Raw genomic sequence first — 22,490 nt, 5'->3', positions numbered from 1 at the left:
GCAGGCACGAGGCCTGCGTTTTTCATCGACAATCCCATTACTGGGTCATGGTGAGGCCGTTGCTGTCGGCCCCCAGCCGCAGTGTCTTGCCCGGGATGACCCGACCGCTGAGCAGGGCCTGGGCCAGCGGGTTCTCCACCTTCTGCTGGATCGCCCGCTTGAGGGGGCGCGCCCCGTAGACGGGATCGAACCCGGCATGAACCAGCTTGGTCAGCAGCTCCTCGCTCACCTCCACCTCGAAGCCCTGGGACTCCAGACGGTTCATCAGGCTCTTGAGCTGGATGCGGGCGATGGACTTGATGTGCTCCTCACCGAGGGGGTGGAACACCACGGTCTCGTCGATCCGGTTGATGAACTCCGGCCGGAAGCTGCGGGTCAGCACCTCCATCAGCATGGCCTTCATCTCGTCGTAATCCTTCTCGGAGTGGTGCTCCTGGATGAGATCAGACCCGAGGTTGGAGGTCATGATGACGACCGTGTTGCGGAAGTCCACGGTACGCCCCTGACCGTCGGTCAGGCGGCCATCGTCCAGCACCTGCAACAGGATGTTGAAGACATCGGGATGCGCCTTCTCCACCTCGTCCAGCAGGATCACCGAGTAGGGGCGACGGCGCACCGCCTCGGTGAGATACCCCCCTTCCTCGTAACCCACGTATCCCGGAGGCGCCCCCACCAGACGGGCCACGCTGTGTTTCTCCATGAACTCGGACATGTCGATCCGCACCATGGCGTCCTGGGTATCGAACAGGAACTCCGCCAGCGCCTTGCACAGCTCGGTCTTGCCCACCCCGGTGGGGCCGAGGAAGAGGAAGGAGCCGATGGGGCGGTTCGGGTCGGACAGCCCGGCACGAGAGCGACGAATGGCGTTGGAGACGGCGTCCACCGCCTCTTCCTGGCCGATCACCCGGCTGTGCAGCTGATCCTCCATCCGCAGCAGCTTCTCCCGTTCCCCTTCCAGCATGCGGGCCACCGGAATGCCAGTCCAGCGGGCCAGGACGTCGGCGATCTCCACGTCGGTGACCCGGTTGCGCAGCAGGCTGGTCTCCTGCATCTCGGCCTGGGTGGCGAGATCCAGCTGTTTCTCCAGCTCCGGGATGCGGCCGTACTGCAACTCGGACATGCGGCCCAAGTCCCCTGCGCGGCGCGCCACCTCGAGATCCTGACGGGCCTGCTCCAGTGCTGCCTTGATGTGCTGAGTCCCGGCGAGGGCAGCCTTCTCGGCCTTCCACACCTCTTCCAGCTCGTTGTATTCCCGCTCTTTTTCCGTCAGCTCCTGATTGAGCAGATCGAGGCGCTTGCGGCTGGCGTCATCGTCCTCCTTCATCAGCGCCTGCTGCTCCAGCTTGAGCTGGATGATGCGCCGCTCGAGCCGGTCCAGGGATTCCGGCTTGGAGTCGATCTGGAGCCGGATGCTGGCCGCCGCCTCGTCGATGAGGTCGATGGCCTTGTCAGGCAGCTGGCGATCCGCGATGTAGCGGTGGGAGAGCTGGGCCGCCGCGACGATGGCGGGGTCGGTGATCTGCACATGGTGGTGCAGCTCGTAGCGCTCCTTCAGGCCACGCAGGATGGCGATGGTGTCCTCCACCGAGGGCTCCTCCACCAGCACCTTCTGGAAACGGCGCTCCAGCGCGGCATCCTTCTCCACGTACTGCCTGTACTCATCGAGGGTGGTGGCCCCGACGCAGTGCAGCTCGCCGCGGGCCAGGGCGGGCTTGAGCATGTTGCCCGCATCCATGGCACCCTCGCCCTTGCCGGCACCGACCATGGTGTGCAGCTCGTCCACGAAGAGGATGACGCTGCCCTCCTCCTTGGCCAGATCGTTCAGAACCGCTTTGAGCCGCTCCTCGAACTCGCCGCGATACTTGGCTCCGGCCACCAGGGCCCCCATGTCCAGGGAGAGCACCCGCTTGTTCTTGAGCCCTTCCGGCACTTCGCCATTGATGATGCGCTGGGCCAGCCCCTCGACGATGGCGGTCTTGCCGACGCCGGGTGCGCCGATCAGCACCGGGTTGTTCTTGGTGCGGCGTTGCAGCACCTGGATGGTGCGGCGAATTTCGTCATCCCGGCCGATCACCGGGTCGAGCTTGCCGAGTTCGGCCCGCTCGGTGAGATCGATGGTGTACTTCTCCAGCGCCTGGCGATTCTCCTCGGCGTTGGCATCCTCCACCTTCTTGCCGCCACGGACCTTGTCGATGGCTGCCTCGAGTTTTTCCTTGGTCAGCCCCTGGGCACGCAGCAGCTCGCCCAGCGTCCCCTTCTCGTCCAGGGCCGCCAGCACGAACAGCTCGGACGAGATGAACTGATCCTTGCGCTGCTGGGCCAGCTTGTCGCAGACGTTGAGCAGGCGGCCGAGGCCGTTGGAGAGCTGTACGTCCCCTTCCACCCCACTGACGCGGGGCAGGCGATCCAGCTCCTCGCCGAGGCGCGAGCGCAGGGTATTGATGTCGAGCCCGGTCAGGGTGAGCAGCGGACGAATGGATCCGCCGTCCTGATTGAGCAAGGCGCTCATCAGATGGACGGGTTCGATGAATTGGTGGTCACGACCCAGTGCAAGAGACTGGGCATCGGAAATGGCAATCTGGAATTTGCTGGTCAGGCGATCGAGGCGCATTGCACTCCCCCTTCAAGACAGACGCCGCATGCGCGGCAACAACATCGCTTTCTGACAAGGAAGATGTGGTCTTGAAGGGCAATTTCAAGGGGTGGCTGTTTATTTTTTCCTCAATAGCGGTGACCGAGGGAAAACGACCTCGCAATGGCAGCCTGCACCCTGAGCCTGCTCGGCAGCAAGACATGGTCGCCAAAGGGCCATCACCAAGGAGTGAAGAGGCGCTTGCGGCCACTCGCGAGCGCCTCTTCGGCTATTTTTCCAGCCACACAAGGGAGGCCATGCGACCCGTCTGTCCGTCGCGGCGATAGGAGTAGAAGCGCTCGCTGTCGCTGAAGGTGCAGTATTCGCCGCCATAGATGGCGGTGACACCGGCGCGGGCGAGGCGCAGTCGGGCCAGCTGGTAGATATCCGCCAGCCATTTCCCTTCGTTGAGGGATGGCACGAATGCAGTCGCCGCTTCCGCCTGCTCCGTCATGAAGGCCTCACGCACTTCGCCACCCACTTCGAACGCGGCGGGACCGATGGCCGGGCCCAGCCAGGCCAGGATCTCGCCAGGCTCGCAGCCCATGGCGGCGATGCTTGCCTCCAATACGCCCCCCAGCAATCCGCGCCAACCGGCATGGGCCGCCGCCACTACGGTGCCTGCCCGATCGCAGAACAGCACCGGCAGGCAGTCGGCAGTCATCACGATGCAGGCCTGCCCCGCCTCATGCGCACAGGCGGCATCGGCATCCGGTGCGCGCTCATAACGGTCGCTCACCGGATGGACGGCGATGCCATGTACCTGGTTGAGCCAGTTGAGAGTGCCGGGGATCCCCGCCACCTGTTGCAGTCGGGCGCGGTTGGCCTCGACCCTGGCCGGTGCATCGCCCACATGGGCCCCGAGGTTCAGACCGGCAAAGACCCCTTCGCTGATGCCGCCGTCCCGGGTGGTCGAGAGAGCCCTGACATTGCCCGGTGCGGGCCAGTCGGGTGCGATCCAGTTCATCTGTGGCTCCTTTCGTTCATATGAAAACGGGGCCCCTTGGCTGCAACCAGTCAAGGGGCCCCGCATCAGATCATGGAGGGCAGGTTACGGCAGGAATCGTCGCAAGGCCGCCCTCGGGATCAGTTCCAGACCAGATCGTCCGGATTGGCCAGGGTATCCGCCCGCAGCACTTCCATCAGCGCCACCATGTCCTGCGGCGTGGGGGAGTGCCACTCCATCACTTCACCCGTGATGGGGTGCGCCAGCTTCAGCATGGTGGCGTGCAGCGCCTGACGGTGGAAAGCGCGCAGGGCCTCGGTCAGTTCGGGGGTGGCGTTGCGCAGCAGACGCAGACGACCGCCGTAGGCGGGATCCCCCACCAGCGGATGCTTGATGTGGGCCATGTGGACACGGATCTGGTGGGTACGGCCGGTCTCCAGGCGCAACCGCAGACGGGTGTGACCACGGAACTTCTCGTGCACCCGGTAGTGGGTGACGGACTCGCGCCCGTTGGGCACCACTGCCATGTGGGTACGCTGGGTCGGGTGACGACCGATGGGGGCATCGACGGTGCCGCCGGCGGTCATGTGACCGATGGCAATCGCCTCGTACTCACGGGTGATCTGGCGTGCCTGCAGGGCTTCCACCAGGTGGGTCTGGGCGGGAATGGTCTTGGCCACCACCATCAGTCCCGTGGTGTCTTTGTCCAGACGGTGCACGATACCGGCGCGGGGGACCTCGGCGATGCCGGGGTAGCGGTGCAGCAGGGCGTTGAGCACGGTGCCGTCCGGCGTACCGGCGCCCGGGTGAACCACCAGGCCGGCCGGCTTGTCGATCACCAGGATGTGTTCATCTTCATAGACGATGTTCAGCTCGATGTTCTGGGCATCCCAGCGGGTGTCGTCTGCCAGTTCCACATTCACATGTACCTGCTGCCCGGCCACCACTTTCTCGCGCGGGGTATTGGCAACCTGACCGTCCAGGGTCACTCTGTCCTGTAAAATCCACTCCTTGATGCGGGTCCGGGAGTAGTCGGGAAACAATTCGGCTAGGGCCTGGTCGAGTCGTTGCCCGAATTGGTGATCCTGAAATTCGCCTGTCAGTTCAATATGCTGGCTCATGTATGGTCTCTTGAGCGGGGGTATCAATTCGAAATAATCCGGGTATTCTAGCTTTTCTTTTAGCCAAGCATAACGGATACTTTGCCAATTTCGTGGAAATGGACCGGATGTTGTTGATGGGAAAGAAGTCTCACCTGCTGATGTCGCTCGCCTTGGTCGCTACTCTGATCACTGGCTGTTCCAGCACCAAACCCAAGGTTCCCGACGAACCGCCGGAAGTTCTGTACCAGAAAGCCCGCATCAAACTGGATACCGGCAACTACCTCAATGCCATCGAACTGCTGGAAGCGCTGGACTCTCGTTACCCGTTCGGTGCCTACTCCAACCAGGTTCAGCTCGATCTCATCTATGCCTACTACAAGCAGGATGATACCGCCCAGGCGATCGCCAACATCGACCGTTTTATCCGCCTGAACCCGGCGCACAAGAACATCGATTACGTCTTCTATATGCGCGGCCTGACCAACATGGCGGCGGATTACAACTTCTTCCAGGATTTCCTCGGCATCAATCGGGATGACAAGGACCCCTCCTACGCCCGTCAGGCCTTCCAGGACTTCAAGACCCTGCTGCAGAACTACCCCAACAGCAACTATGCAGCCGATGCCCGTGCCCGCATGATCGGCCTGAAGAACCGTCTTGCCCGCTATGACCTGGGGGTAGCCGAGTACTACGTCAAGCGTGACGCCCTGATCGCCGCCGCCAACCGCGCCAAGCTGATCGTCGAGACCTATCCCGACACAGTGGAGACCGAGAAGGCGCTGGAGATCATGGTCAACGCCTATGACACCCTGAAGATGCCGACCCTGGCCCAGCATGCCCGAGAAGTGCTGGCCAAGAACTACCCGGACAACCGTCTCGGTCGCGGCTGAGTAGCGAACGGACAATAAAAAACCGGAGCCACTGGCTCCGGTTTTTTATTGTCCGACGGCGGCACTCCGGGGTCACTGGTGCTTACCCTGCTGCTTGGCCCGCATGATGTTGATGATCTCGATGTCGGTATCCAGCATCCCCTCCCTGGAGAGGCGGCCCAGGTTGGCGATGGTCTGGTCCACATCGTCCGAGACGATCCCCTCGCTCTGGGGCACGCGCAGGTTGTTGATGGCCATCAGCGAGGATTTCACCGCCGCCGAGGTGGAGGTGGAGACCTTCATGGAGCAGGCGCTGCCGGCGCCGTCGCAGATGATGCCGGAAACATCCCCAATCATGTTGTTGATGCAGTGGCTGATCTGCTCGAACTGGCCCCCCAGCAGCCAGGTGATGGCGGCCCCCGATCCCATGGCGGCGGTACTGGCGGCACACAGGGCGGAGAGCTTGTTCTGGTAGGCCTTGATGTAGATGGCCACCAGGTGGCTCATCACCAGGGCACGGGCCAGCTGCTCGTCATCGGCCTTGAGGAAGCGGGCCGCGGCGACCACCGGCATGGTGGCGGCAATGCCCTGGTTGCCGGAACCGGAGTTGGACATGGCGGGCAGCATGGCGCCATCCATCCGCGCATCGGAGGCGGCAGACGACAGGCGCATGGCCAGGGTCATCAGGTCGTCGGAGAGCAGCTTGCGCTCCACCTGATCGGTGAGGATCTTGCCGATGCGCAGGCCATAGCCCTGCAGCCCTTCATCCGCCAGCGCCTGGTTCATGGTGGCCGCCTCGCGGATGAAGTCGATCTCGACCAGCGGCACCTCCAGGGCGAAGGCCACGATCTCCTTCAGGGTCATGGCGGGCTTGTCGGCCTTGGCTGGCTGGATCTGCACCCCGGGTGCGCTGTCCTGCACCATCAGCACCTCGCCATCCTTCTCCATCAGCACGATGCGGGTATGGTCGGTACAGATCACCACCCGGGCGCTGTGCCCCTCCACTTCGGCCAGCACCTCGGCGTAGAGCACGTCGGGCACATCCTTCACATCCACCTCTATGGTGGGCAGCAGCCCCTTGGCCGCCTCGACCTGATCCGGCGTGAGGCTCTTGAGCACCTCCAGCCCGGCATCCGGGTTGCCACCGGTGATGCCGACGGCGGCGGCCACCGGCAGGCCGATCATGCCGGTGCCGGGCACGCCGACCCCCATGCCGTTCTTGAACAGATTGCCGCTGACCCAGACGCGGGTGCGAGTCGGTACCTGCCCCAGCAGCTTGCGGCAGTTGGCCGCCGCCAGGGCGACCGACATGGGCTCGGTGCAGCCGAGGGCCGGCACCACTTCACGCTTGAGCAGGGTAATAAAGTCGGTCCATTGTGCGTTCATTGCGATGTGTCTCATGTTCATGGCGCCCGCGTGCGGGCTCGTCATTGTTGTTCGGCCAGTTCCGCCTTGTGATTGCGGATATGCAGGTAAACGGTATGGCGGGAGATGCCGAGCAGCTCGGCCACCAGTTGGGCTGCATCCTTGATCTCGAAGATGCCCATGTCGTAGAGCCGGTGCACGATCGCCTTGTTGCGCACGCTGCTGCCCAGCCCGGGATCCCTGTCCACCTTGGCGATCACCTGCGCCACCAGATCATCCACCGAGCTGGCGAAGGTCTCGGTGCCGTGGGCAGGGGGCACTGCGGGCGGGGCAAAGGTGTCGAGCAGGCTGCCAAGGGGCGTGTCCAGGCTGAAATTCACGCACAGCATACCGATGGGTTTGCCCTCGCGGTTGCTGATGGTGATGGACGAAGACTTCAGCAGGGTGCCCTCCCGGGAGCGGGAGAAATAGCTGCTCCACTGGCTGCCGGCGGCACTGTGCAACTTGTCGAGCGCAAAATCGGTGACCGGCGCTCCCTCCTGGCGGCCGGTGATGTGGCCGTTGGCAATCTTGATGACGGAGGCGTGCAGACTGTCAAAGGCGTGCAGCACCACCTCGCAGCCAGGGCCAAACAGGGCGGACAGCGCCGCCACCGCAGGCTCGAAGCTGGCAATCAGATGGCGCTCTTCATCGGTCAGTGTGCTGGCGTCGCGCAAGGGAGCTACCTCGGTCATGGGGTCATCCGGTCAACGTTGGGTAAGGATATTCGAAGCGGACTCAAATAAAATTGAGCAAATCCGCTTTTTGCGCGGGCATTATGCCCGACTGGTGAGACAACACCACAAAATGTGAGCAAAATCACGACTGAAATGACAAAAAGGCCCCATGAGAGGCCTTCAAGGTGGTTTTTTGGTGCTTTTGCTCAACTTTAATTGAGCCATGGCTCGTCAGTCAGTCCGGACAGGCAGGCACCACCGTCTGTCTGTTCCCTGCCACGGTCATCCACTCTGGTCATAAAAAAAGGGGGCCGAAGCCCCCTTTTTGTCTCATCCGGTCAACGCTTACAGCGCCTTCAGGATGGCCTCGACGCTGGCCTTGGCATCGCCAAACAGCATCTGGGTGTTCTCCTTGAAGAACAGCGGGTTCTGGACACCGGCGTAGCCAGTGTTCATGGAGCGCTTGAAGCCGATGACGTTCTGCGCCTTCCACACTTCCAGCACCGGCATGCCGGCGATGGGGCTGCCCGGATCTTCCATGGCGGCCGGGTTGACGGTGTCGTTGGCACCGATCACCAGCACCACGTCGGTGTCGGCGAAGTCATCGTTGATCTCGTCCATTTCCAGCACGATGTCATAGGGGACTTTCGCTTCCGCCAGCAGCACGTTCATGTGACCAGGCAGACGACCGGCCACCGGGTGGATGCCGAAGCGCACCTTGACGCCGCGATCACGCAGCTTCTGGGTGATCTCGGCCACCGGGTACTGGGCCTGCGCCACCGCCATGCCGTAGCCCGGGGTGATGATGACGGAGCTGGCGTTCTTCAGCATGTCGGCCACGTCTTCGGCGTTGGTCTCGCGGTATTCGCCCAGCTCCTGCTCGGCGGTGGAGGCCACGCCGTCGGAGCCAAAGCCTCCTGCGATCACGGAGATGAAGGAGCGGTTCATCGCCTTGCACATGATGTAGGAGAGGATGGCACCGGAGGAACCCACCAGGGCACCGGTGACGATCAGCAGGTCATTGGAGAGCATGAAGCCCGCCGCCGCCGCCGCCCAACCGGAGTAGGAGTTCAGCATGGAGACCACCACCGGCATGTCCGCACCACCGATGGAGGCGACCAAGTGCCAGCCAAAGGCGAAGGCGATCAGGGTCATCACCAGCAGGGCGAAGGTGGAGCCACCGGCGTTGACGAAGTGGATCATCAGCGCGATGGAGACCACCACGGCCAGCAGGTTCAGCTTGTGGCGGTGCGGCAGCATCAGCGGCTTGGAAGAGATGAGGCCACGCAGCTTGCCGAACGCCACCACGGAACCGGTGAAGGTCACGGCACCGATGAAGACGCCCAGAAACACTTCCACCAGGTGGATGTTCAGCATGGCGCCGGAGAGGTGCTCGACCTGGGCGACGCTTGCCGCCTGCTCGAACGCCGCCCGGGCGGCTGCCAGGGTCGCATCCAGGTTGGAACCGACGGAGACCACCACTTCAGCGGGGGCGGAGGGGTGCAGATCGATGAAGCTGTTGAAGCCCACCAGCACCGCTGCCATGCCCACGAAGCTGTGCAGCACGGCCACCAGCTCGGGCATCTCGGTCATCTCGACCTTGAGGGCCAGACGCACGCCGATGGCGCCACCGATGGCCATGGCCAGGATGATCCAGTGGACGCCACTGGTTTCCGGGTTGAAGACGGTGGCGAGCAGGGCGATGGCCATCCCCGCGATACCGAACAGGTTGCCATGCTTGGCCGTTTCTTGCTTCGACAGTCCCGCGAGACTGAGGATGAAGAGCACGGCGGCAACGATATAGGATGCTGTTACCAGTCCTTGAGACACGTTAAACCCCCTTAATCCTTACGGAACATCTTCAGCATGCGCTGAGTGACGGTGAAGCCACCGAAGATGTTGATACTGGCAATCAGCACGGCGACAAAGGCCAGCACGGTGACCAGGGTCGACCCTTGTCCAATCTGCAACAGCGCACCGACCACGATGATGCCGGAGATGGCATTGGTGACCGACATCAGCGGCGTGTGCAGGGCGTGAGAGACGTTCCACACCACGTAGTAACCGACCACGCAGGCCAGGATGAAGACGGTGAAGTGGGAGAGGAAGGCGGCAGGCGCTACGGCGGCCACCCAACCGAAGGCGGCGATGCCGAGGGCACCGAACACGAACTTCTTGTTGGAGGGCTTGGCCTCTTCCTTCTTGGCGGCCGGTTTGGCGGCAGCGGGTTTCTGCGGGGCGGCAGAGACGGAGATGGCGGGGGGCGGGAAGGTCACTTCACCGGCCTGGACCACCGTCATGTTGCGCTGCACCACGTCTTCGAAGTCGATGGCGACGTTGCCGTCCTTCTCCTTGCACATCAGCTTCATCAGGTTCACCAGGTTGGTGCCGTAGAGCTGGGAGGATTGGGCAGGCAGGCGGCCCGGCAGATCGGTGTAACCGATCACCTTGACGCCGTTGTCAGTGACATGCAGTTCACCCGGTACCGTGTATTCGCAGTTGCCGCCGGCCTGGGCCGCCATGTCCACGATGACGGAGCCCGGCTTCATGCTGTCCACCATTTCCTTGGTGATGAGCTTGGGTGCCGGCTTGCCCGGGATCAGGGCGGTAGTGATGATGATGTCCACTTCCTTGGCCTGCTGGGCGAACAGCTCCATCTCGGCCTTGATGAACTCTTCGCTCATCACCTTGGCGTAACCGTCGCTGGAAGCGCCATCTTCGCCGCCGAAGTCCAGCTTGAGGAATTCCCCACCCATGGACTCGATCTGCTCGGCCACTTCCAGACGGGTATCGAAGGCACGCACGATGGCACCGAGGGAACCGGCGGTCCCGATGGCGGCCAGACCGGCCACACCGGCACCGATGACCAGCACCTTGGCGGGCGGTACTTTACCGGCGGCGGTGATCTGGCCGGTGAAGAAGCGACCGAACTGGTGCGCGGCTTCCACGACGGCGCGATAGCCACCGATGTTGGCCATGGAAGAGAGGGCGTCGAGGGACTGGGCACGGGAGATCCGCGGCACCATGTCCATCGCCATCACATTGATGTTGCGCTCGGAAAGCTTCTTGACCAGCTCGGGGTTCTGGGCGGGCCAGATGAAGCTCACCAGGGTGGCACCATCCTTAATTTGTGCGATTTCGGCCTCGGTCGGCGCGTTGACCTTGAAGACAAGGTCGGCTTGCCAGACGTTCGGTACCACGCTGGCACCGGCAGCCTCGAAGGCGGCATCATCGAAGCTGGCTCGCAGGCCGGCACCGGCCTCGATGGCAACCTCGAAGCCGAGCTTTTTCAGCTGCTCGACAGTGGCCGGGGTCGCTGCGACCCGGGTCTCACCGGCGAGACTCTCTCTCGGTATTCCAATCTGCATGACTATTCCCTGATGGTTAATAAACAATCATCGCCAAGTCTCTCATGTCTGAGGGGACAAGGCATGATCAAAGTGCAGGTCACGGGCCCTTTGTTATGAAAATCAGCAGGCTTCACCTCGACCTCCTGTCACGGTCAGGCCCCCGCTTTTCAGGCGCGAGGGTGATTAGTATCAAATTTTGGAGTTTTATTACAACCACGGCCCCGGGCGGGCGGGTACAGAATTCAGCCCATCCCGGACCATGATTAAAAAAAACAAACCAAATTAGGGGCTTATACCAGCAAAAAGCGCTAAAAAAAGTGATCCAACCAGTCAAAAAAAATGTTTAACCCGGCCTCTACCTTAGCGTTTTTTGTTCTTACGAAATCTGCCGTTGGCTCATCTGATGAGATGAAAAGGGAAAAAGTAACCATTTTGCAACGATCAGGGGGCCGCGTCCCCGCCTGCTGGCGGGTTCGGGCCCCCTGGTGCAACCGGGCCTTGGGCCCGTTTCAGGCGCGCTCTGCTTACCAGGCCGCCTCATAAATATGCCGGCTCTGGGCCAGGTCGATGTCGCCGTGCTCACCCAGGGCGGTCATGCCGTGCTCTTCGAGCTTGGCCAGCAGGGCGTCGATCCGGGCGTCGGCCACGTAATCCCGCAGCCGGGTCTTGATCCCCATCCGCTCGAAGAAGTCGCGGGTGGCGGCGATGGCACCGTCGATGCGCTCTTCCTCGCTGCCGCTGCGCAGATCCCAGACCCGCTCGGCGTATTGCAGCAGCTTGGCGCGCTTCTGCTCGCGCTTGGCCTGCAGCAGGGCGGGCAGCACCACCGCCAGGGTCTGGGCGTGGTCCAGACCGTGCAGGGCGGTGATCTCGTGGCCCAGCATGTGGGTGGCCCAGTCCTGGGGCACGCCGGCTCCGATCAGGCCGTTCAGTGCCAGGGTGGCACTCCACATGATGTTGGCACGCACGTCGTAGTTTTCCGGCTCCACCAGCGCCTTGGGCCCCTCTTCCGCCAGGGTCAGCAGCAGCCCTTCTGCGAAGCGATCCTGCACCTTGGCATCCACCGGGTAGGTGAGGTACTGCTCCAGGGTGTGGATGAAGGCATCCACCACCCCATTGGCCACCTGACGGGCGGGCAGGGTGTAGGTGAGCACGGGGTCGAGCACGGCGAAGCGCGGCATCACGAAGGGCGAGAAGAAGTGCTGCTTGTCCCCTGTGCTCTTGCGGGTGATGACGGCGCCCATGTTCATCTCGGAACCGGTGGCCGGCAGGGTCAGCACGCTGCCCAGAGGAATGGCGGAGGCCACCTCGCCCCCGACGGTCTCGAGGATGTGCCAGGGATCCTTGGCCGGATCGTAGTGAGCGGCCGCGGCGATGAACTTGGAGCCGTCCAGCACGGAGCCGCCACCCACCGCCAGCAGGAAGTCGATCTTCTCGGCGCGGGCCAGTTCGACGGCACCCATCAGGGTCTCGTAGGTGGGGTTGGGCTCGATGCCGCCAAATTCAAACAGGGTCAGGCCGGCCAGCTCGCTGCGGATCTGGTCCAGCAGGCCGCTGCGCACCACGCTGCCACCGCCGTAGGTGACGAGGATGCGGGCGTCGCTGGGGATCTGGCCGCGCAGCTGGGCCACCTGGCCCTTGCCGAACAGCACCTTGGTGGGGGTGTGCAGGATGAAGTTGTTCATGGGATCTCCCGGGGTGGTCGTAGTCGGTAAGGTATGGGTTGCATTTTTCTCTTATAACCCCCTACCATCAAGGGAGCTTTCTGCCGATTTCTTGCCTATTTCTACTGAGCCTGGATAAATGAGTACAAATCAGCCCATCGCGGCGACCCACCAGTCCGCCCTCGCCAGCCGACTCGCCGCCCTGGCACCCCACCCGGGGATCACCGCCGCCCCCGTGCCCGGCGTGCACCTCATCTACACCACGGAGCATCACGACCGCATCCCGGTGCTCTACCGCCCGCGCATGATCATCATCCTGCAGGGGCACAAGGTGGGCTATCTCTCGGACTTCACCTTCCGCTACGACCCCGAGCATTACCTGATGATGACCCTGCCGCTGCCCTGCGAGTGCGAGTGCTTCGCCTCCCCCGAATCCCCTCTGGTGGGGCTCTCGGTGGAGATCGACGTGGCGGCGCTGCAGGCCCTGCTGCTGGAGATGGGGGACGCGGCCCCCGCCCCGGCGGAGCCGGGTCGCGGCGTCGTCTCCGTGCCCCTCTCCGAGACCATGCTCTGCGCGGTGGAGCGCCTCATCGACGTGATGGACAAACCGCTCCACGCCCGGGTGCTGGGGCCCCAGATCGTGCGCGAGATCCTGTTCCACGCCCTGCACGAAGGGGGAGCCCCCGCCCTGCTGGCCATGGCCAGCCGTCACAGCCAGGTGAGCCAGATAGCCCGGGTGCTGCGTATCATGGAGCAGCGCTTTACCGAGAACCTGACGGTGGAGGAGCTGGCCCGGGAGGCAAACATGAGCGTCTCGGCCTTCCACCACCACTTCAAGGCGGCCACCGCCACCTCGCCCCTGCAGTACATCAAGACCCTGCGCCTGCACCGGGCGCGGCTGATGATGCTGCACGACGGCCTCAAGGCCGGGGTGGCGGCGGACAAGGTAGGCTACGAGAGCGGCTCCCAGTTCAGTCGCGAATACAAACGCTTCTTTGGCAACACCCCGAGCGAACACGCGGCACGCTTCCGCTCGGGACAACTGCGTATCGTGGAGGGATGACATGCGCACACTGATCCTGCTCGTTCTGACCCTGCTGGCCACCGCCTGCACCGGCATTCCACCGGGACACCAGGTGGTCAAGCCCTTCCAGCTCGACCGCTACCTGGGCACCTGGTACGAGGTGGCCCGCCTCGATCACGGTTTCGAGCGCGGCCTGAACCGGGTCACTGCCACCTACAGCCTGCGGGATGACGGCGGTGTCAGGGTGATCAACCGGGGGCAGGACGAACAGGGGGAGTGGCGCGAGGCCGAGGGGCGCGCCTACTTCGTGGGCGACAGCGACGAGGGGCGCCTCAAGGTGAGCTTCTTCGGCCCCTTCTACGGCAGCTACAACGTGCTGGCGACGGACTATGACCTCTCCCTGGTGAGCAGTTACAACCTCCAGTACCTCTGGATCCTCTCCCGCACGCCCCATCCCCCCAAAGAGAAGGTAGAGGCCCTGGTCGAGCGGGCCCGGGGGCTCGGCTTTGCCACCGACCGGCTGATCTGGGTCAACCAGGATCCGGCGGGGAACGCCCCATGAGGATCTTCCAGGCCACCCCCGGGGACATTCCCCGGGTCACCCCCCTGTTCGTGGAATACCGGGCGTTCTACCGGCTGCCTGCCCGGCCCGAGGCCGCCGAAGCCTTCCTGCTGGAGCGCTGCACCGCCGGGGAGTCGGTGCTCTTCGTGGCCCAGAGCGAGGCGGGAGAGGTGCTGGGATTTGCCCACCTCTATCCCCTGTTCTGCTCCCTCGCCCTGAAGCCCGTCTGGCTGCTGTACGATCTGTTCGTGGCGCCGGCGGCCCGCCAGCAGGGAGTGGCCCAGGCGCTGCTGGCGCGGGCCGATCGCCACGGCCAGGAGACGGGCGCCGCCTTCCTGATGCTGAGCACCGCCACCGACAACCGGCAGGCTCAGGCCCTCTACGAAGGGCACGGCTACCAGCGGGACAACGAATTCTACAGCTACATCAAGCCTCTCTGAGCCTCTGCCTGCGCCCGTTGCAGGGCCAGGACCCGGCATTATTCAGCGGGTGCATGGTGAAATAATATCCATACACCGGATGAATAAAGGCGACCCCGGGGTCGCCTTTGTCACATCCGGGTCGCAGCCTAGAGCCGGAAGCGCCCGATCTCCTGCTCCAGCCGCTCGGTGAGAGACTTGAGCTGGGCCGCCTGGACGGCCTCTTCGCCGGCCTGGGCCGCCAGCGCCTGGGAGACGTGGCGGATATTCTCGGTGTTGCGGCTGATCTCGCCGGTCACCGAGGTCTGCTCCTCGGCCGCCGCCGCTATCTGGGTCGCCATGTCGCTGATGGCGCCGATGGCTTCGTTGATCCTGCCCAGGCTGAGATTCGCCGCTTCGGCGTCCTCCACGCTGGTGCCCGCCAGCTGGCGACTGGTCTCCATGCCGCCCACCGCCTTGCGGGTGGTCTGCTGCAGCGCCTCGATCATCTGCTGGATCTCGGCGGTGGAGTCGTGGGTGCGGCGCGACAGCACCCGCACCTCGTCCGCCACCACGGCAAAGCCGCGCCCCTGCTCCCCGGCCCGAGCCGCCTCGATGGCGGCGTTCAGGGCCAGCAGATTGGTCTGCTCGGCGATGCCGCTGATGGTGGCCAGAATGCCGCTGATCTGCTGGGCGTGGCCATCCAGCTCGTGGATGGTCTGGCTGGCGTCGGAGACCTCCCCCGCCAGCCCCGTGATGCTGCGCTGGCTCTGGCCGACCTGGGACTGGCCGGCCACCGCGAGGCGCACCGCATCGCCGGCGGTGTTGGCGGCAAACTCGGCGTTGCCGGCGATCTCCTGGGTGGCGGAAGCCATCTCGGTCACCGCGGTCGCCACCATGACGATCTCGTCCTGCTGCTGGCGCACCCGCTGGCTGCGGGCCTCGGCCCCCGCCGCCTGGGTGCGGGACTGGGCCGCCAGCTCGACGGTGACGTCCCGCAAGCGGCTGACGATGCCGTGCAGTCGCGCCACGAACTGGTTGAAGTTCTGGGCCAGCTGCCCCACCTCATCTTGGCTGCGGGTGGCGATCTGCACCGTGAGATCCCCCTCCCCGTGGGCGATGTCGGCAAGCGCCCTGGAGACCCGTCCCAGATCCGCGAACAGGTAGTTGAACATGGCGATGAGCAGGGCACCGAACACCAGCAGCAGCACCAGGGTCAGCCCCACCAGTTGCCACAGCAGGGAGGCGAGCGGCGCCTCCAGCACCTCCTTGTACATCACCATGGCGAGCAGCCAGTCGGTGCCGGGCACGCCTTGCACCGAGAGCAGCACCTCGCGCCCGTTCAGGTTGGCGCCGTGCAGTTCACCGTCGCGGCTCCACGCATCCAGCGCCGCCCCGGTGAGGCCGGGATCCAGCTCCGCCACCTGCTTGAGCGCCAGCTCCTTGTTCGGGTGGCCGACGATGAGGCCGGTGCGATCGAGCAGCATGGCGTAGCCCTCCCCCTGCACCTTCATGGCCAGCACCTCGTCGATGAGGGCGTCGAGGGAGAGATCCGCCCCGGCCACCCCGATCACCCGGCCCTGGTGGTTCACCGGCTCGGCCAGGGTCACCACCATCTGCTGCATGGTCACGCTGACATAGGGCGGCGTGACGATGAGCTTGCCCGCCTTGTCGGCGTTCTGGTACCAGGGGCGGGCCCTGGGGTCATAGTTGGCGGTGTTGAGGGCGGGATCGTGGCGGGTCATCTCCCCCTGCGCCGAACCAAAATAGGTGAGGCCGAAACCGCCGGAGGTGCGGGTCTGCAACAGGTGGGGCACCAGGGCCGTGTCGGGGTCGCGCGCAATGACGGCGGCCAGGGCGTCGACCGCGTGCTTGCGATCCTCAAGCCAGTTGCCGATGGCCACCGAGTGGGCGTGGCCGTAGTTGACCGCCTCGCTCTGGATGGCGTCAAGGGTGCGGGATTTGAGGGTGTGAAAGGCGACAATACCGAGCAGGGCTGCCATCAGCAGCACTACCCCCAGGCTGGCCGCGAGCAGCTTGCCGCGCAACGAGAGAGTCATGACAACGAATCCTTGTGGTAGCCGGGGGCCGGGAATACCCCCATCTTGGTAGTTCTATCGGCACAATCATGAACGGTCTTTAGTGAATCCTGATATTTTTTCATCTATCAACAACAGAACGCACTACCAGCAACAGACTGTTCACTATTCCATGCTGACACCCGCAGGCACCACAAGGCCGCCCTAAGGCGGCCATGAGGTCAGGTCGCGGATGACGGGCAGGCACCGGCAGAGCAGGCCAGCACCCGCTGACCTGTCTCTTGAGGGCGGTTTCAGGTGCCTGCAAAGAGGGTCGGCGGGCAGGGTTGAGCATCCATCAGGAACCGAGCTGGTACTCCCCCTGTTGCTCCCCTCTCGACAACGTGGACTGTGCTAGATTGGGTATCCCGTCTTCAAGGAGAACCCGCTGCCATGCCACGAAATATCGAGATCAAAGCCCGCATAGCCGGGGTCGATGACCTTATCCCCAAAGCTGCGGCCATCGCCGACAAGGGCCCCGTCGACATCGCCCAGGACGATACCTTCTTTCGCTGTGAATCGGGCCGCTTCAAATTGCGGACGCTCTCCCCGTCGGCAGGCCAGCTCATCTTCTACCGCAGGCCTGATCAACAGGGTCCGAAGGAGAGCTACTACCACATCACGCCAACGAACGAGCCGGACAAGCTGCGGGAAACGCTCACCCTGGCTTGCGGCCAGATTGGCAGAGTGCGAAAACAGCGGACCCTGTTTCTGGTGGGCAGAACCCGGATCCATCTCGACCGGGTTGAAGGGCTGGGTCACTTCCTCGAACTGGAAGTGGTGCTGGAAGATGACGAGCCGCGCGAGGTGGGGATGCAGGAAGCTCACGACATCATGGCGCGTCTCGGTATCGAGCACTCCCGGCTGATCGAAGGCGCCTATCTGGATCTCCTGCTGCAACGACAACCCTGAGGGATTCACAACAGCGAGGCCGCCCGAAGGCGGCCTCGTACCATCAGGAAGCAGGGTTATGTCACCCGCGCCAGCGCCGTGTTGATCCTCAGGTTGGTCGCCTCCAGCCCCGGCTGCTGGCCGTAGAAGTCGAACGCCAGCTCGACCCCGGGGCGAAACAGCAGGCAGTGGGTGGAGCCGCCGAAGTGGAACATGCCGAGCTGCTCCCCCTTCGCGATCCGCTGCCCCGGCTGCACCGTCACCTCGCAGCTCGACACCTCCGCCATGCCCACCGGCACCACGCACATCAGGCCGATCCTGGGGTTGTCCGCCTCGATGAAGATGAGTGCCCGGGTCGCCACCGCGGTGAGGAAGGGCTGGGACTGGTTCGGGGCGCTGGGGTCGGGCCCCGCCGGGCTGTCGAAACCCTGGTGGCGGTTGGCCAGGTAGTAGCTGCCGTTGACCACTTTGACCGAGCGCACCGTGCCGCTCACCGGGCTGTGCCAGCGGTGATAGCTGAGGGCGCTGAGGAAGGCCTGATAGAGGGTGCCCCCCTCGAACGCGGCGGCGCGCGGGTCGAAGTCCAGCAGGTTGTCCAGGGAATAGGGCTGCCCCTTGAGCCAGAAGGCGTCCTGCCGCCTTACCCCGGTCACCACCTGCAGCGGGGCCGACTCGCAGGCGTTGGCGATCACGCTGTCATCGTCCGGGGCCGTCACCGGCCGCACGCCGGGGCAGAAGCGGCGGGTGAAGAAGTCGTCCCAGCTGGCGAAGCCCTCGTATTCCTCTCCCGGCGCGGTGTGGAAGATCCCCTCGAAGCGCTCTGGGGTGGGGTTGTCGCCGGTCCCGAGCGCCCCCTGCGCCACCTTGACCATCTCCCGTTTCGCCACCTCCCCGAGCCAGGGGACGATCAGGGTCTGGCGATCCAGGGGGCTCACCGATTCGGTCAGCACATAACGGGACGCGGGACTTTGCAGGAAGTCGGCCCAGTAACCGAGGATCTTGCGTAATTGCTGGTTCACCAGCGCATTGGCGAAGAAGTCGTACCCGGCGGCCGTCGCCATGGGCCAGTTGAGCAGGGCATTGATGGGGAATCCGATCAGCCCGGCGGGCTCCTGGGTCTGCACATCCTGATAGGCTTCCGGGGCCGTGGTCATGATGCCGTTGAGCAGCTGCAGGAACTCATCGAAGCTGCGCACCTGGACCTGACCGAGCGGCGTGCTGTGCTCGTGCTGCCACGCCTCGTCAAACATCCCCTGGGCCTGCTGATGCAGGAGAGGATCCTGCTCCACCAGCGCCTTCAATCCGGCGATCGGGGCCACCAGCGGGCGAGGCTGGCGGGTGACCGCCTGACGCAGCCGCTGCACCCAGCGCGCCACATGGGCCTGATCCCGGGGGACCCAGCCACCGGCATGGGCATGGGGGTGACGCGTATCCACTGCCTTGTTCATCGCTCTCTCCTTGTTGAAGCGCCTTGGGCCCGCCGGATGCGATGCGCCTGAGGGCGCCATCTGGCAGGAAGCAAGGTGTAGCACAGGGGAAAAGCGGCCTCCATTGACAGAAATGGCAGCGGCGAAGCGGGGAAAAAGAGGCTAACGGAGGCGGTGGCAAACGCCGGAAATGCGAAAGGCCAGCTCAATGAGCTGGCCTTTCTGAAAAATGGCAGGGGCGGCAGGACTCGAACCCGCAACCATCGGTTTTGGAGACCGCTGTTCTACCAATTGGAACTACGCCCCTGCAACAAACGAGGCGTAGTATACAAAGCGGAGGTCAAAGGTAAAGGCTTTTTTTCTCACTTTCGATGCGATCGAACAAATGACGAGCAGATCCCCGCAATTCCAACAAGGAGCGGGGGTAAGCTGCTGTATTTGCAGCCCCGACGGGGTAGGAATGGGACACAAATGGGGGTAGGGTGAAACCAGGCTCAGGGAGGCTGCCCATGCTCAATTACCGACTGCTGCAACAGCTTGCGCCCCTCAACTTCCGGGATGAGCGCAAGACGGAGACCCTGGCCGACTATCTGGACAGAGTCTCTCCCCTGGTGCCCTCCATTCCCTCCAATGTGCTCGCCCAGTGGATTTACCGTCATTGGCGCGGTTTTGAATCCAACTGGAGCTTTATCGATCTCGCCAGCCACCAGTTCGAGTGCGAGCACTGGCCCACCGCCCAGATTATCGAGCAGATAGACTCCCGCCACATGGAGGTGATCGATCGCTGGGGCGAGATGCTGCGCAGCAACCGCTACGTGCGCCGCTCCTGGCTCGGCGATGACATGCTGCGCCGGGGCACCTGGTCCGAGCCTGTCATCGTCCTCGCCACCGCCCCGGGAACCTGCTACCCGGACGGTCATCCCCTGCCCCACCCCTACTGCCTGCTGGAGGGGCACCACAGACTCGGCTACCTGCGCAGCATGGCCGCCGATGGCGCCCCCTTGCAGGCGCAGCACGCACTCTGGATTTGTCGACCCGTTCGCGACACTTAAACGTTTTTCTGGGCAAATCCTGCCTCTGAAATAAATTTTTGACAATTCAAAAACCAGCCCTATAATCGGTGCGGTTTTGAAAAAGGTCGGGACAGGACAATGCCGTTTTTGATGAAAAAAGCAGCCTTGCAGACGGGTGGAGCGCACCAGAGCGGCCCCGTTGTTTCCGGTTCCCGTCCCACAGATCCCCCGTTTTTTTTGAAAAGAGCCCCTGTTTCAGGGGCTTTTTTTTGTGCCGGAAAAACCTTCATTGATGCCAAAGGGAATGCAGACGATGACCAATCCACTCTATAACAAACACGTCATCTCCATCTCGGATCTGACCCGGTCCGACATGGAACTGGTGGTCGCCACCGCACAGCGGTTGAAGGCCGAACCCGACAGCCGCCTGCTGAAAGACAAGCTGGTCGCCAGTTGCTTCTTCGAAGCCTCCACCCGCACCCGTCTCTCCTTCGAGACCGCGGTCCAGCGCCTGGGCGGCAACATCATCGGCTTCGCCGACGGCGGCAACACCAGCGCCAAGAAGGGCGAGACTCTGGCCGACTCCATCAAGATCATCAGCTCCTACACCGATGCGGTGGTGATGCGCCACCCGAAGGAAGGGGCAGCCCGTCTGGCCTCCGAGTTCTCCCGGGTGCCGGTCATCAACGGCGGTGACGGCTCCAACCAGCATCCCACCCAGACCCTGCTCGACCTCTTCTCCATCCACGAGACCCAAGGCAAGCTGGACGGCCTCAACGTCGCCTTCGTCGGTGACCTGAAGTACGGCCGCACCGTCCACTCCCTGGCCCAGGCCCTGAGCCTGTTCAACTGCCGCTTCTTCTTCATCTCCCCGGAGGCGCTGGCCATGCCGGACTACCTCTGCGAGGAGCTGGAAGAGAAGGGCATCCGCTTCAGCGTGCACGAGACCATGGAAGAGGTGATGCCGGAGCTCGACATCCTCTACATGACCCGCGTCCAGAAGGAGCGCTTCGACGAGACCGAGTACAAGCACATGGCCGCCAAGTTCGTGCTGGAGCTGGCGACCCTGGAAGGGGCCAAGCCCACCATGAAGATCCTCCATCCCCTGCCCCGGGTTGACGAGATCGAGGTCGCCGTCGACAAGACCCCCCACGCCTACTACTTCCAGCAGGCGGAGAACGGGGTCTATGCCCGCCAGGCACTGCTGGCACTGGTACTGAACGAAACCGTCTAAGGGAAAGGGGAACATCATGTCCGAGAAGAACCAACTGCAAGTCGAAGCCATCCGCCACGGCTCCGTCATCGACCACGTCCCCGCCGGCCAGGGCATCAAGATCCTCAAGCTGTTCCAGCTGATCGAGACCCAGGAGCGGATCACCGTCGGCTTCAACCTCAAATCCGGCGCCCTCGGCAAGAAGGATCTCATCAAGATCGAGAACACCCGTCTGACCGAGCAGCAGGCCAACCAGCTCGCCCTGTTCGCCCCCAAGGCGACCGTCAACATCATCGAAGACTTCGTGGTGGTGAAGAAGCACCAACTGGCGCTGCCGGAGTTCATCGAAGGGGTGTTCCACTGCCCCAACTCCAACTGCATCTCCCACAACGAACCGGTGGAGAGCTACTTCCGGGTGCGCGAGGTGAAAGGGGCGGTGCGGATGAAGTGCAAATACTGCGAGAAGTCCTTCACCCAGGACATCGTCAGCGAACGCTACTGATTTCCTGCCGACAAAGGATATCCATGTGGGCCCCATCGGGCCCATTTTTGAACCCTGTCACATCACTTATTCCCCCTTTGGTTATAATTTGCCATCCCGTAATGGATATACCTCGCTCATCCCCTGCTTGAGTGCTCCTCATTAGTGTTTTTCGCTATGAAAAGCCGGAACGACAGACTGGGCGAGACCGCCATCGCTCATCGCCAAAGGAAGTCGCCATGGTCAACACCCTCAGCCGCCCAGCAGAACCAGAGTCCGACCTGGCCCAGCTCGACGCCTGCCGCCAGATCATCGGCCAGCACTGTTACAGCACCCAGGAGGAGATCCGCCGCGAGCTCTCCGCCCGCGGTTTTGCGGACATCAGCCAGTCCACCATCTCCCGCCTGCTGCGCCGTCTCGGGGTCGCCAAGGCCCAGAACGCCAACGGCAAGAAGGTCTACACCCTGGTGGACGAGCAGCTGGAGCCCGCCGGCAGCACCCGTTCCATCCACGACATGGTGCGCGCCGTGGTCCACAACCAGCAGATGGTGCTGGTGCATACCACCCCGGGGGCCGCTACCGTGGTGGCTCGCCTGCTGGATCGCAACGCCAATCCCGAGATCCTGGGGGCCGTGGCCGGCAACGACGTGGTACTGATCGCCCCGCGCCACATCAGCCGAACCCGCCAGGCTCACGCCGCCGTGGTGCGCACCCTGGAAAACGCCCGCTGACCCCTGCTGGATGCCAGAAGGCGACCC

The 22,490-nt window shown here is 63.5% G+C and carries 19 protein-coding genes and 1 tRNA gene; 9 read left to right on the top strand and 11 right to left on the bottom strand.

The features are described from left to right. Window positions 1-37: 37 nt before the first annotated feature. From clpB to rluD, 3 genes are all read right to left on the bottom strand, one after another. Entirely contained in the window at window positions 38-2,611 is a 2,574-nt protein-coding gene (gene clpB, locus AB5Y51_RS08035) for an ATP-dependent chaperone ClpB (protein WP_010675989.1), read from the bottom strand. 250 nt (window positions 2,612-2,861) lie between these two features. Beyond that, complete coding sequence (gene pgeF / locus AB5Y51_RS08030) at window positions 2,862-3,599, bottom strand: peptidoglycan editing factor PgeF (protein WP_183149043.1); 738 nt, start codon at window positions 3,597-3,599, stop codon at window positions 2,862-2,864. Window positions 3,600-3,718: 119 nt separating this feature from the next. Then, window positions 3,719-4,699: a 23S rRNA pseudouridine(1911/1915/1917) synthase RluD gene (gene rluD, locus AB5Y51_RS08025; RefSeq protein ID WP_042864780.1), complete on the bottom strand. Its 981-nt coding sequence runs from the start codon at window positions 4,697-4,699 to the stop codon at window positions 3,719-3,721. A gap of 116 nt (window positions 4,700-4,815) precedes the next feature. Here rluD and AB5Y51_RS08020 point away from each other — a divergent pair, with 116 nt between their 5' ends. Continuing rightward, complete coding sequence (locus AB5Y51_RS08020; RefSeq protein WP_368178259.1) at window positions 4,816-5,571, top strand: outer membrane protein assembly factor BamD; 756 nt, start codon at window positions 4,816-4,818, stop codon at window positions 5,569-5,571. A 72-nt stretch (window positions 5,572-5,643) separates the two neighbouring features. On the opposite strand, the gene AB5Y51_RS08015 is transcribed toward AB5Y51_RS08020, so the two are convergent. The 5 genes from AB5Y51_RS08015 to yqhD all read right to left on the bottom strand — a co-directional run bounded on the left by AB5Y51_RS08015 (window position 5,644) and on the right by yqhD (window position 12,666). Next, the gene (locus AB5Y51_RS08015; RefSeq protein ID WP_039039696.1) at window positions 5,644-6,951 is read right to left on the bottom strand and encodes a serine dehydratase subunit alpha family protein; all 1,308 of its coding nucleotides are present in this window, start codon (window positions 6,949-6,951) and stop codon (window positions 5,644-5,646) included. Between the two features lie 26 nt (window positions 6,952-6,977). After that, window positions 6,978-7,649 (bottom strand): transcriptional regulator, encoded by a 672-nt coding sequence (locus AB5Y51_RS08010; protein WP_025202524.1) that lies wholly within the window; start codon window positions 7,647-7,649, stop codon window positions 6,978-6,980. 327 nt (window positions 7,650-7,976) lie between these two features. Next, window positions 7,977-9,461 (bottom strand): Re/Si-specific NAD(P)(+) transhydrogenase subunit beta, encoded by a 1,485-nt coding sequence (gene pntB / locus AB5Y51_RS08005; RefSeq protein WP_010675995.1) that lies wholly within the window; start codon window positions 9,459-9,461, stop codon window positions 7,977-7,979. An 11-nt stretch (window positions 9,462-9,472) separates the two neighbouring features. Beyond that, window positions 9,473-10,999: a Re/Si-specific NAD(P)(+) transhydrogenase subunit alpha gene (locus tag AB5Y51_RS08000; RefSeq protein WP_010675996.1), complete on the bottom strand. Its 1,527-nt coding sequence runs from the start codon at window positions 10,997-10,999 to the stop codon at window positions 9,473-9,475. Between the two features lie 506 nt (window positions 11,000-11,505). Further along, window positions 11,506-12,666: an alcohol dehydrogenase gene (gene yqhD / locus AB5Y51_RS07995; RefSeq protein WP_368178258.1), complete on the bottom strand. Its 1,161-nt coding sequence runs from the start codon at window positions 12,664-12,666 to the stop codon at window positions 11,506-11,508. A gap of 118 nt (window positions 12,667-12,784) precedes the next feature. Here yqhD and AB5Y51_RS07990 point away from each other — a divergent pair, with 118 nt between their 5' ends. From AB5Y51_RS07990 to AB5Y51_RS07980, 3 genes are read left to right on the top strand one after another with little or no spacing between them, the layout of a single operon-like run. Beyond that, entirely contained in the window at window positions 12,785-13,708 is a 924-nt protein-coding gene (locus AB5Y51_RS07990) for an AraC family transcriptional regulator (protein ID WP_010675998.1), read from the top strand. A 1-nt stretch (window position 13,709) separates the two neighbouring features. Then, the gene (locus AB5Y51_RS07985; RefSeq protein ID WP_319882849.1) at window positions 13,710-14,231 is read left to right on the top strand and encodes a lipocalin family protein; all 522 of its coding nucleotides are present in this window, start codon (window positions 13,710-13,712) and stop codon (window positions 14,229-14,231) included. Beyond that, window positions 14,228-14,671, top strand: coding sequence for an N-acetyltransferase (locus AB5Y51_RS07980; protein ID WP_010676000.1), 444 nt, complete (start codon window positions 14,228-14,230; stop codon window positions 14,669-14,671). Before AB5Y51_RS07985 ends, AB5Y51_RS07980 begins: the two co-directional genes overlap by 4 nt. 128 nt (window positions 14,672-14,799) lie before the next feature. Here AB5Y51_RS07980 and AB5Y51_RS07975 read toward each other — a convergent pair whose 3' ends face one another. Then, window positions 14,800-16,689 carry a methyl-accepting chemotaxis protein gene (locus AB5Y51_RS07975; protein WP_368178257.1) on the bottom strand — a complete coding sequence of 630 codons (1,890 nt, stop codon included), beginning with the start codon at window positions 16,687-16,689 and terminating at the stop codon, window positions 14,800-14,802. A gap of 411 nt (window positions 16,690-17,100) precedes the next feature. Between AB5Y51_RS07975 and AB5Y51_RS07970 the strand changes: the two genes are divergently transcribed. Further along, complete coding sequence (locus AB5Y51_RS07970) at window positions 17,101-17,619, top strand: class IV adenylate cyclase (RefSeq protein WP_045522821.1); 519 nt, start codon at window positions 17,101-17,103, stop codon at window positions 17,617-17,619. A gap of 56 nt (window positions 17,620-17,675) precedes the next feature. Here AB5Y51_RS07970 and AB5Y51_RS07965 read toward each other — a convergent pair whose 3' ends face one another. Together AB5Y51_RS07965 and AB5Y51_RS07960 are read right to left on the bottom strand one after the other, a co-directional pair. Beyond that, window positions 17,676-19,046 carry a phosphatidylserine decarboxylase family protein gene (locus AB5Y51_RS07965; protein WP_368178256.1) on the bottom strand — a complete coding sequence of 457 codons (1,371 nt, stop codon included), beginning with the start codon at window positions 19,044-19,046 and terminating at the stop codon, window positions 17,676-17,678. Between the two features lie 209 nt (window positions 19,047-19,255). Then, window positions 19,256-19,332 (bottom strand) — tRNA-Trp (locus AB5Y51_RS07960). Window positions 19,333-19,534: 202 nt separating this feature from the next. Here AB5Y51_RS07960 and AB5Y51_RS07955 point away from each other — a divergent pair. The 4 genes from AB5Y51_RS07955 to AB5Y51_RS07940 all read left to right on the top strand — a co-directional run bounded on the left by AB5Y51_RS07955 (window position 19,535) and on the right by AB5Y51_RS07940 (window position 22,463). Next, window positions 19,535-20,077 (top strand): hypothetical protein, encoded by a 543-nt coding sequence (locus AB5Y51_RS07955; protein ID WP_039039632.1) that lies wholly within the window; start codon window positions 19,535-19,537, stop codon window positions 20,075-20,077. A gap of 274 nt (window positions 20,078-20,351) precedes the next feature. Next, a complete protein-coding gene (gene pyrB / locus AB5Y51_RS07950) occupies window positions 20,352-21,272 on the top strand; it encodes an aspartate carbamoyltransferase (RefSeq protein WP_010676005.1) in 921 nt (306 codons plus the stop codon). A 16-nt stretch (window positions 21,273-21,288) separates the two neighbouring features. After that, entirely contained in the window at window positions 21,289-21,753 is a 465-nt protein-coding gene (pyrI, locus tag AB5Y51_RS07945; protein WP_010676006.1) for an aspartate carbamoyltransferase regulatory subunit, read from the top strand. A 218-nt stretch (window positions 21,754-21,971) separates the two neighbouring features. After that, window positions 21,972-22,463, top strand: a complete 492-nt coding sequence (locus tag AB5Y51_RS07940) for an arginine repressor (protein WP_039039633.1) — start codon at window positions 21,972-21,974, stop codon at window positions 22,461-22,463. The last annotated feature ends 27 nt before the right edge of the window (window positions 22,464-22,490 follow it).

This window comes from Aeromonas sp. R7-1 (assembly GCF_040908115.1).
In the GTDB taxonomy this organism is placed as follows: domain Bacteria; phylum Pseudomonadota; class Gammaproteobacteria; order Enterobacterales; family Aeromonadaceae; genus Aeromonas; species Aeromonas caviae.
This window is presented reverse-complemented; position numbering and strand designations above follow the sequence as displayed.

What these genes read in the sequence shown, in the direction of transcription:
- clpB (WP_010675989.1), bottom strand. Translation starts at nt 2,611, where the DNA reads ATGCGCCTCGATCGCCTGACCAGCAAATTCCAGATTGCCATTTCCGAT.
- pgeF (WP_183149043.1), bottom strand. Translation starts at nt 3,599, where the DNA reads ATGAACTGGATCGCACCCGACTGGCCCGCACCGGGCAATGTCAGGGCT.
- rluD (WP_042864780.1), bottom strand. Translation starts at nt 4,699, where the DNA reads ATGAGCCAGCATATTGAACTGACAGGCGAATTTCAGGATCACCAATTC.
- AB5Y51_RS08020 (WP_368178259.1), top strand. Translation starts at nt 4,816, where the DNA reads ATGGGAAAGAAGTCTCACCTGCTGATGTCGCTCGCCTTGGTCGCTACT.
- AB5Y51_RS08015 (WP_039039696.1), bottom strand. Translation starts at nt 6,951, where the DNA reads ATGAGACACATCGCAATGAACGCACAATGGACCGACTTTATTACCCTG.
- AB5Y51_RS08010 (WP_025202524.1), bottom strand. Translation starts at nt 7,649, where the DNA reads ATGACCGAGGTAGCTCCCTTGCGCGACGCCAGCACACTGACCGATGAA.
- AB5Y51_RS08000 (WP_010675996.1), bottom strand. Translation starts at nt 10,999, where the DNA reads ATGCAGATTGGAATACCGAGAGAGAGTCTCGCCGGTGAGACCCGGGTC.
- yqhD (WP_368178258.1), bottom strand. Translation starts at nt 12,666, where the DNA reads ATGAACAACTTCATCCTGCACACCCCCACCAAGGTGCTGTTCGGCAAG.
- AB5Y51_RS07990 (WP_010675998.1), top strand. Translation starts at nt 12,785, where the DNA reads ATGAGTACAAATCAGCCCATCGCGGCGACCCACCAGTCCGCCCTCGCC.
- AB5Y51_RS07985 (WP_319882849.1), top strand. Translation starts at nt 13,710, where the DNA reads ATGCGCACACTGATCCTGCTCGTTCTGACCCTGCTGGCCACCGCCTGC.
- AB5Y51_RS07980 (WP_010676000.1), top strand. Translation starts at nt 14,228, where the DNA reads ATGAGGATCTTCCAGGCCACCCCCGGGGACATTCCCCGGGTCACCCCC.
- AB5Y51_RS07975 (WP_368178257.1), bottom strand. Translation starts at nt 16,689, where the DNA reads ATGACTCTCTCGTTGCGCGGCAAGCTGCTCGCGGCCAGCCTGGGGGTA.
- AB5Y51_RS07970 (WP_045522821.1), top strand. Translation starts at nt 17,101, where the DNA reads ATGCCACGAAATATCGAGATCAAAGCCCGCATAGCCGGGGTCGATGAC.
- AB5Y51_RS07965 (WP_368178256.1), bottom strand. Translation starts at nt 19,046, where the DNA reads ATGAACAAGGCAGTGGATACGCGTCACCCCCATGCCCATGCCGGTGGC.
- AB5Y51_RS07955 (WP_039039632.1), top strand. Translation starts at nt 19,535, where the DNA reads ATGCTCAATTACCGACTGCTGCAACAGCTTGCGCCCCTCAACTTCCGG.
- pyrB (WP_010676005.1), top strand. Translation starts at nt 20,352, where the DNA reads ATGACCAATCCACTCTATAACAAACACGTCATCTCCATCTCGGATCTG.
- pyrI (WP_010676006.1), top strand. Translation starts at nt 21,289, where the DNA reads ATGTCCGAGAAGAACCAACTGCAAGTCGAAGCCATCCGCCACGGCTCC.
- AB5Y51_RS07940 (WP_039039633.1), top strand. Translation starts at nt 21,972, where the DNA reads ATGGTCAACACCCTCAGCCGCCCAGCAGAACCAGAGTCCGACCTGGCC.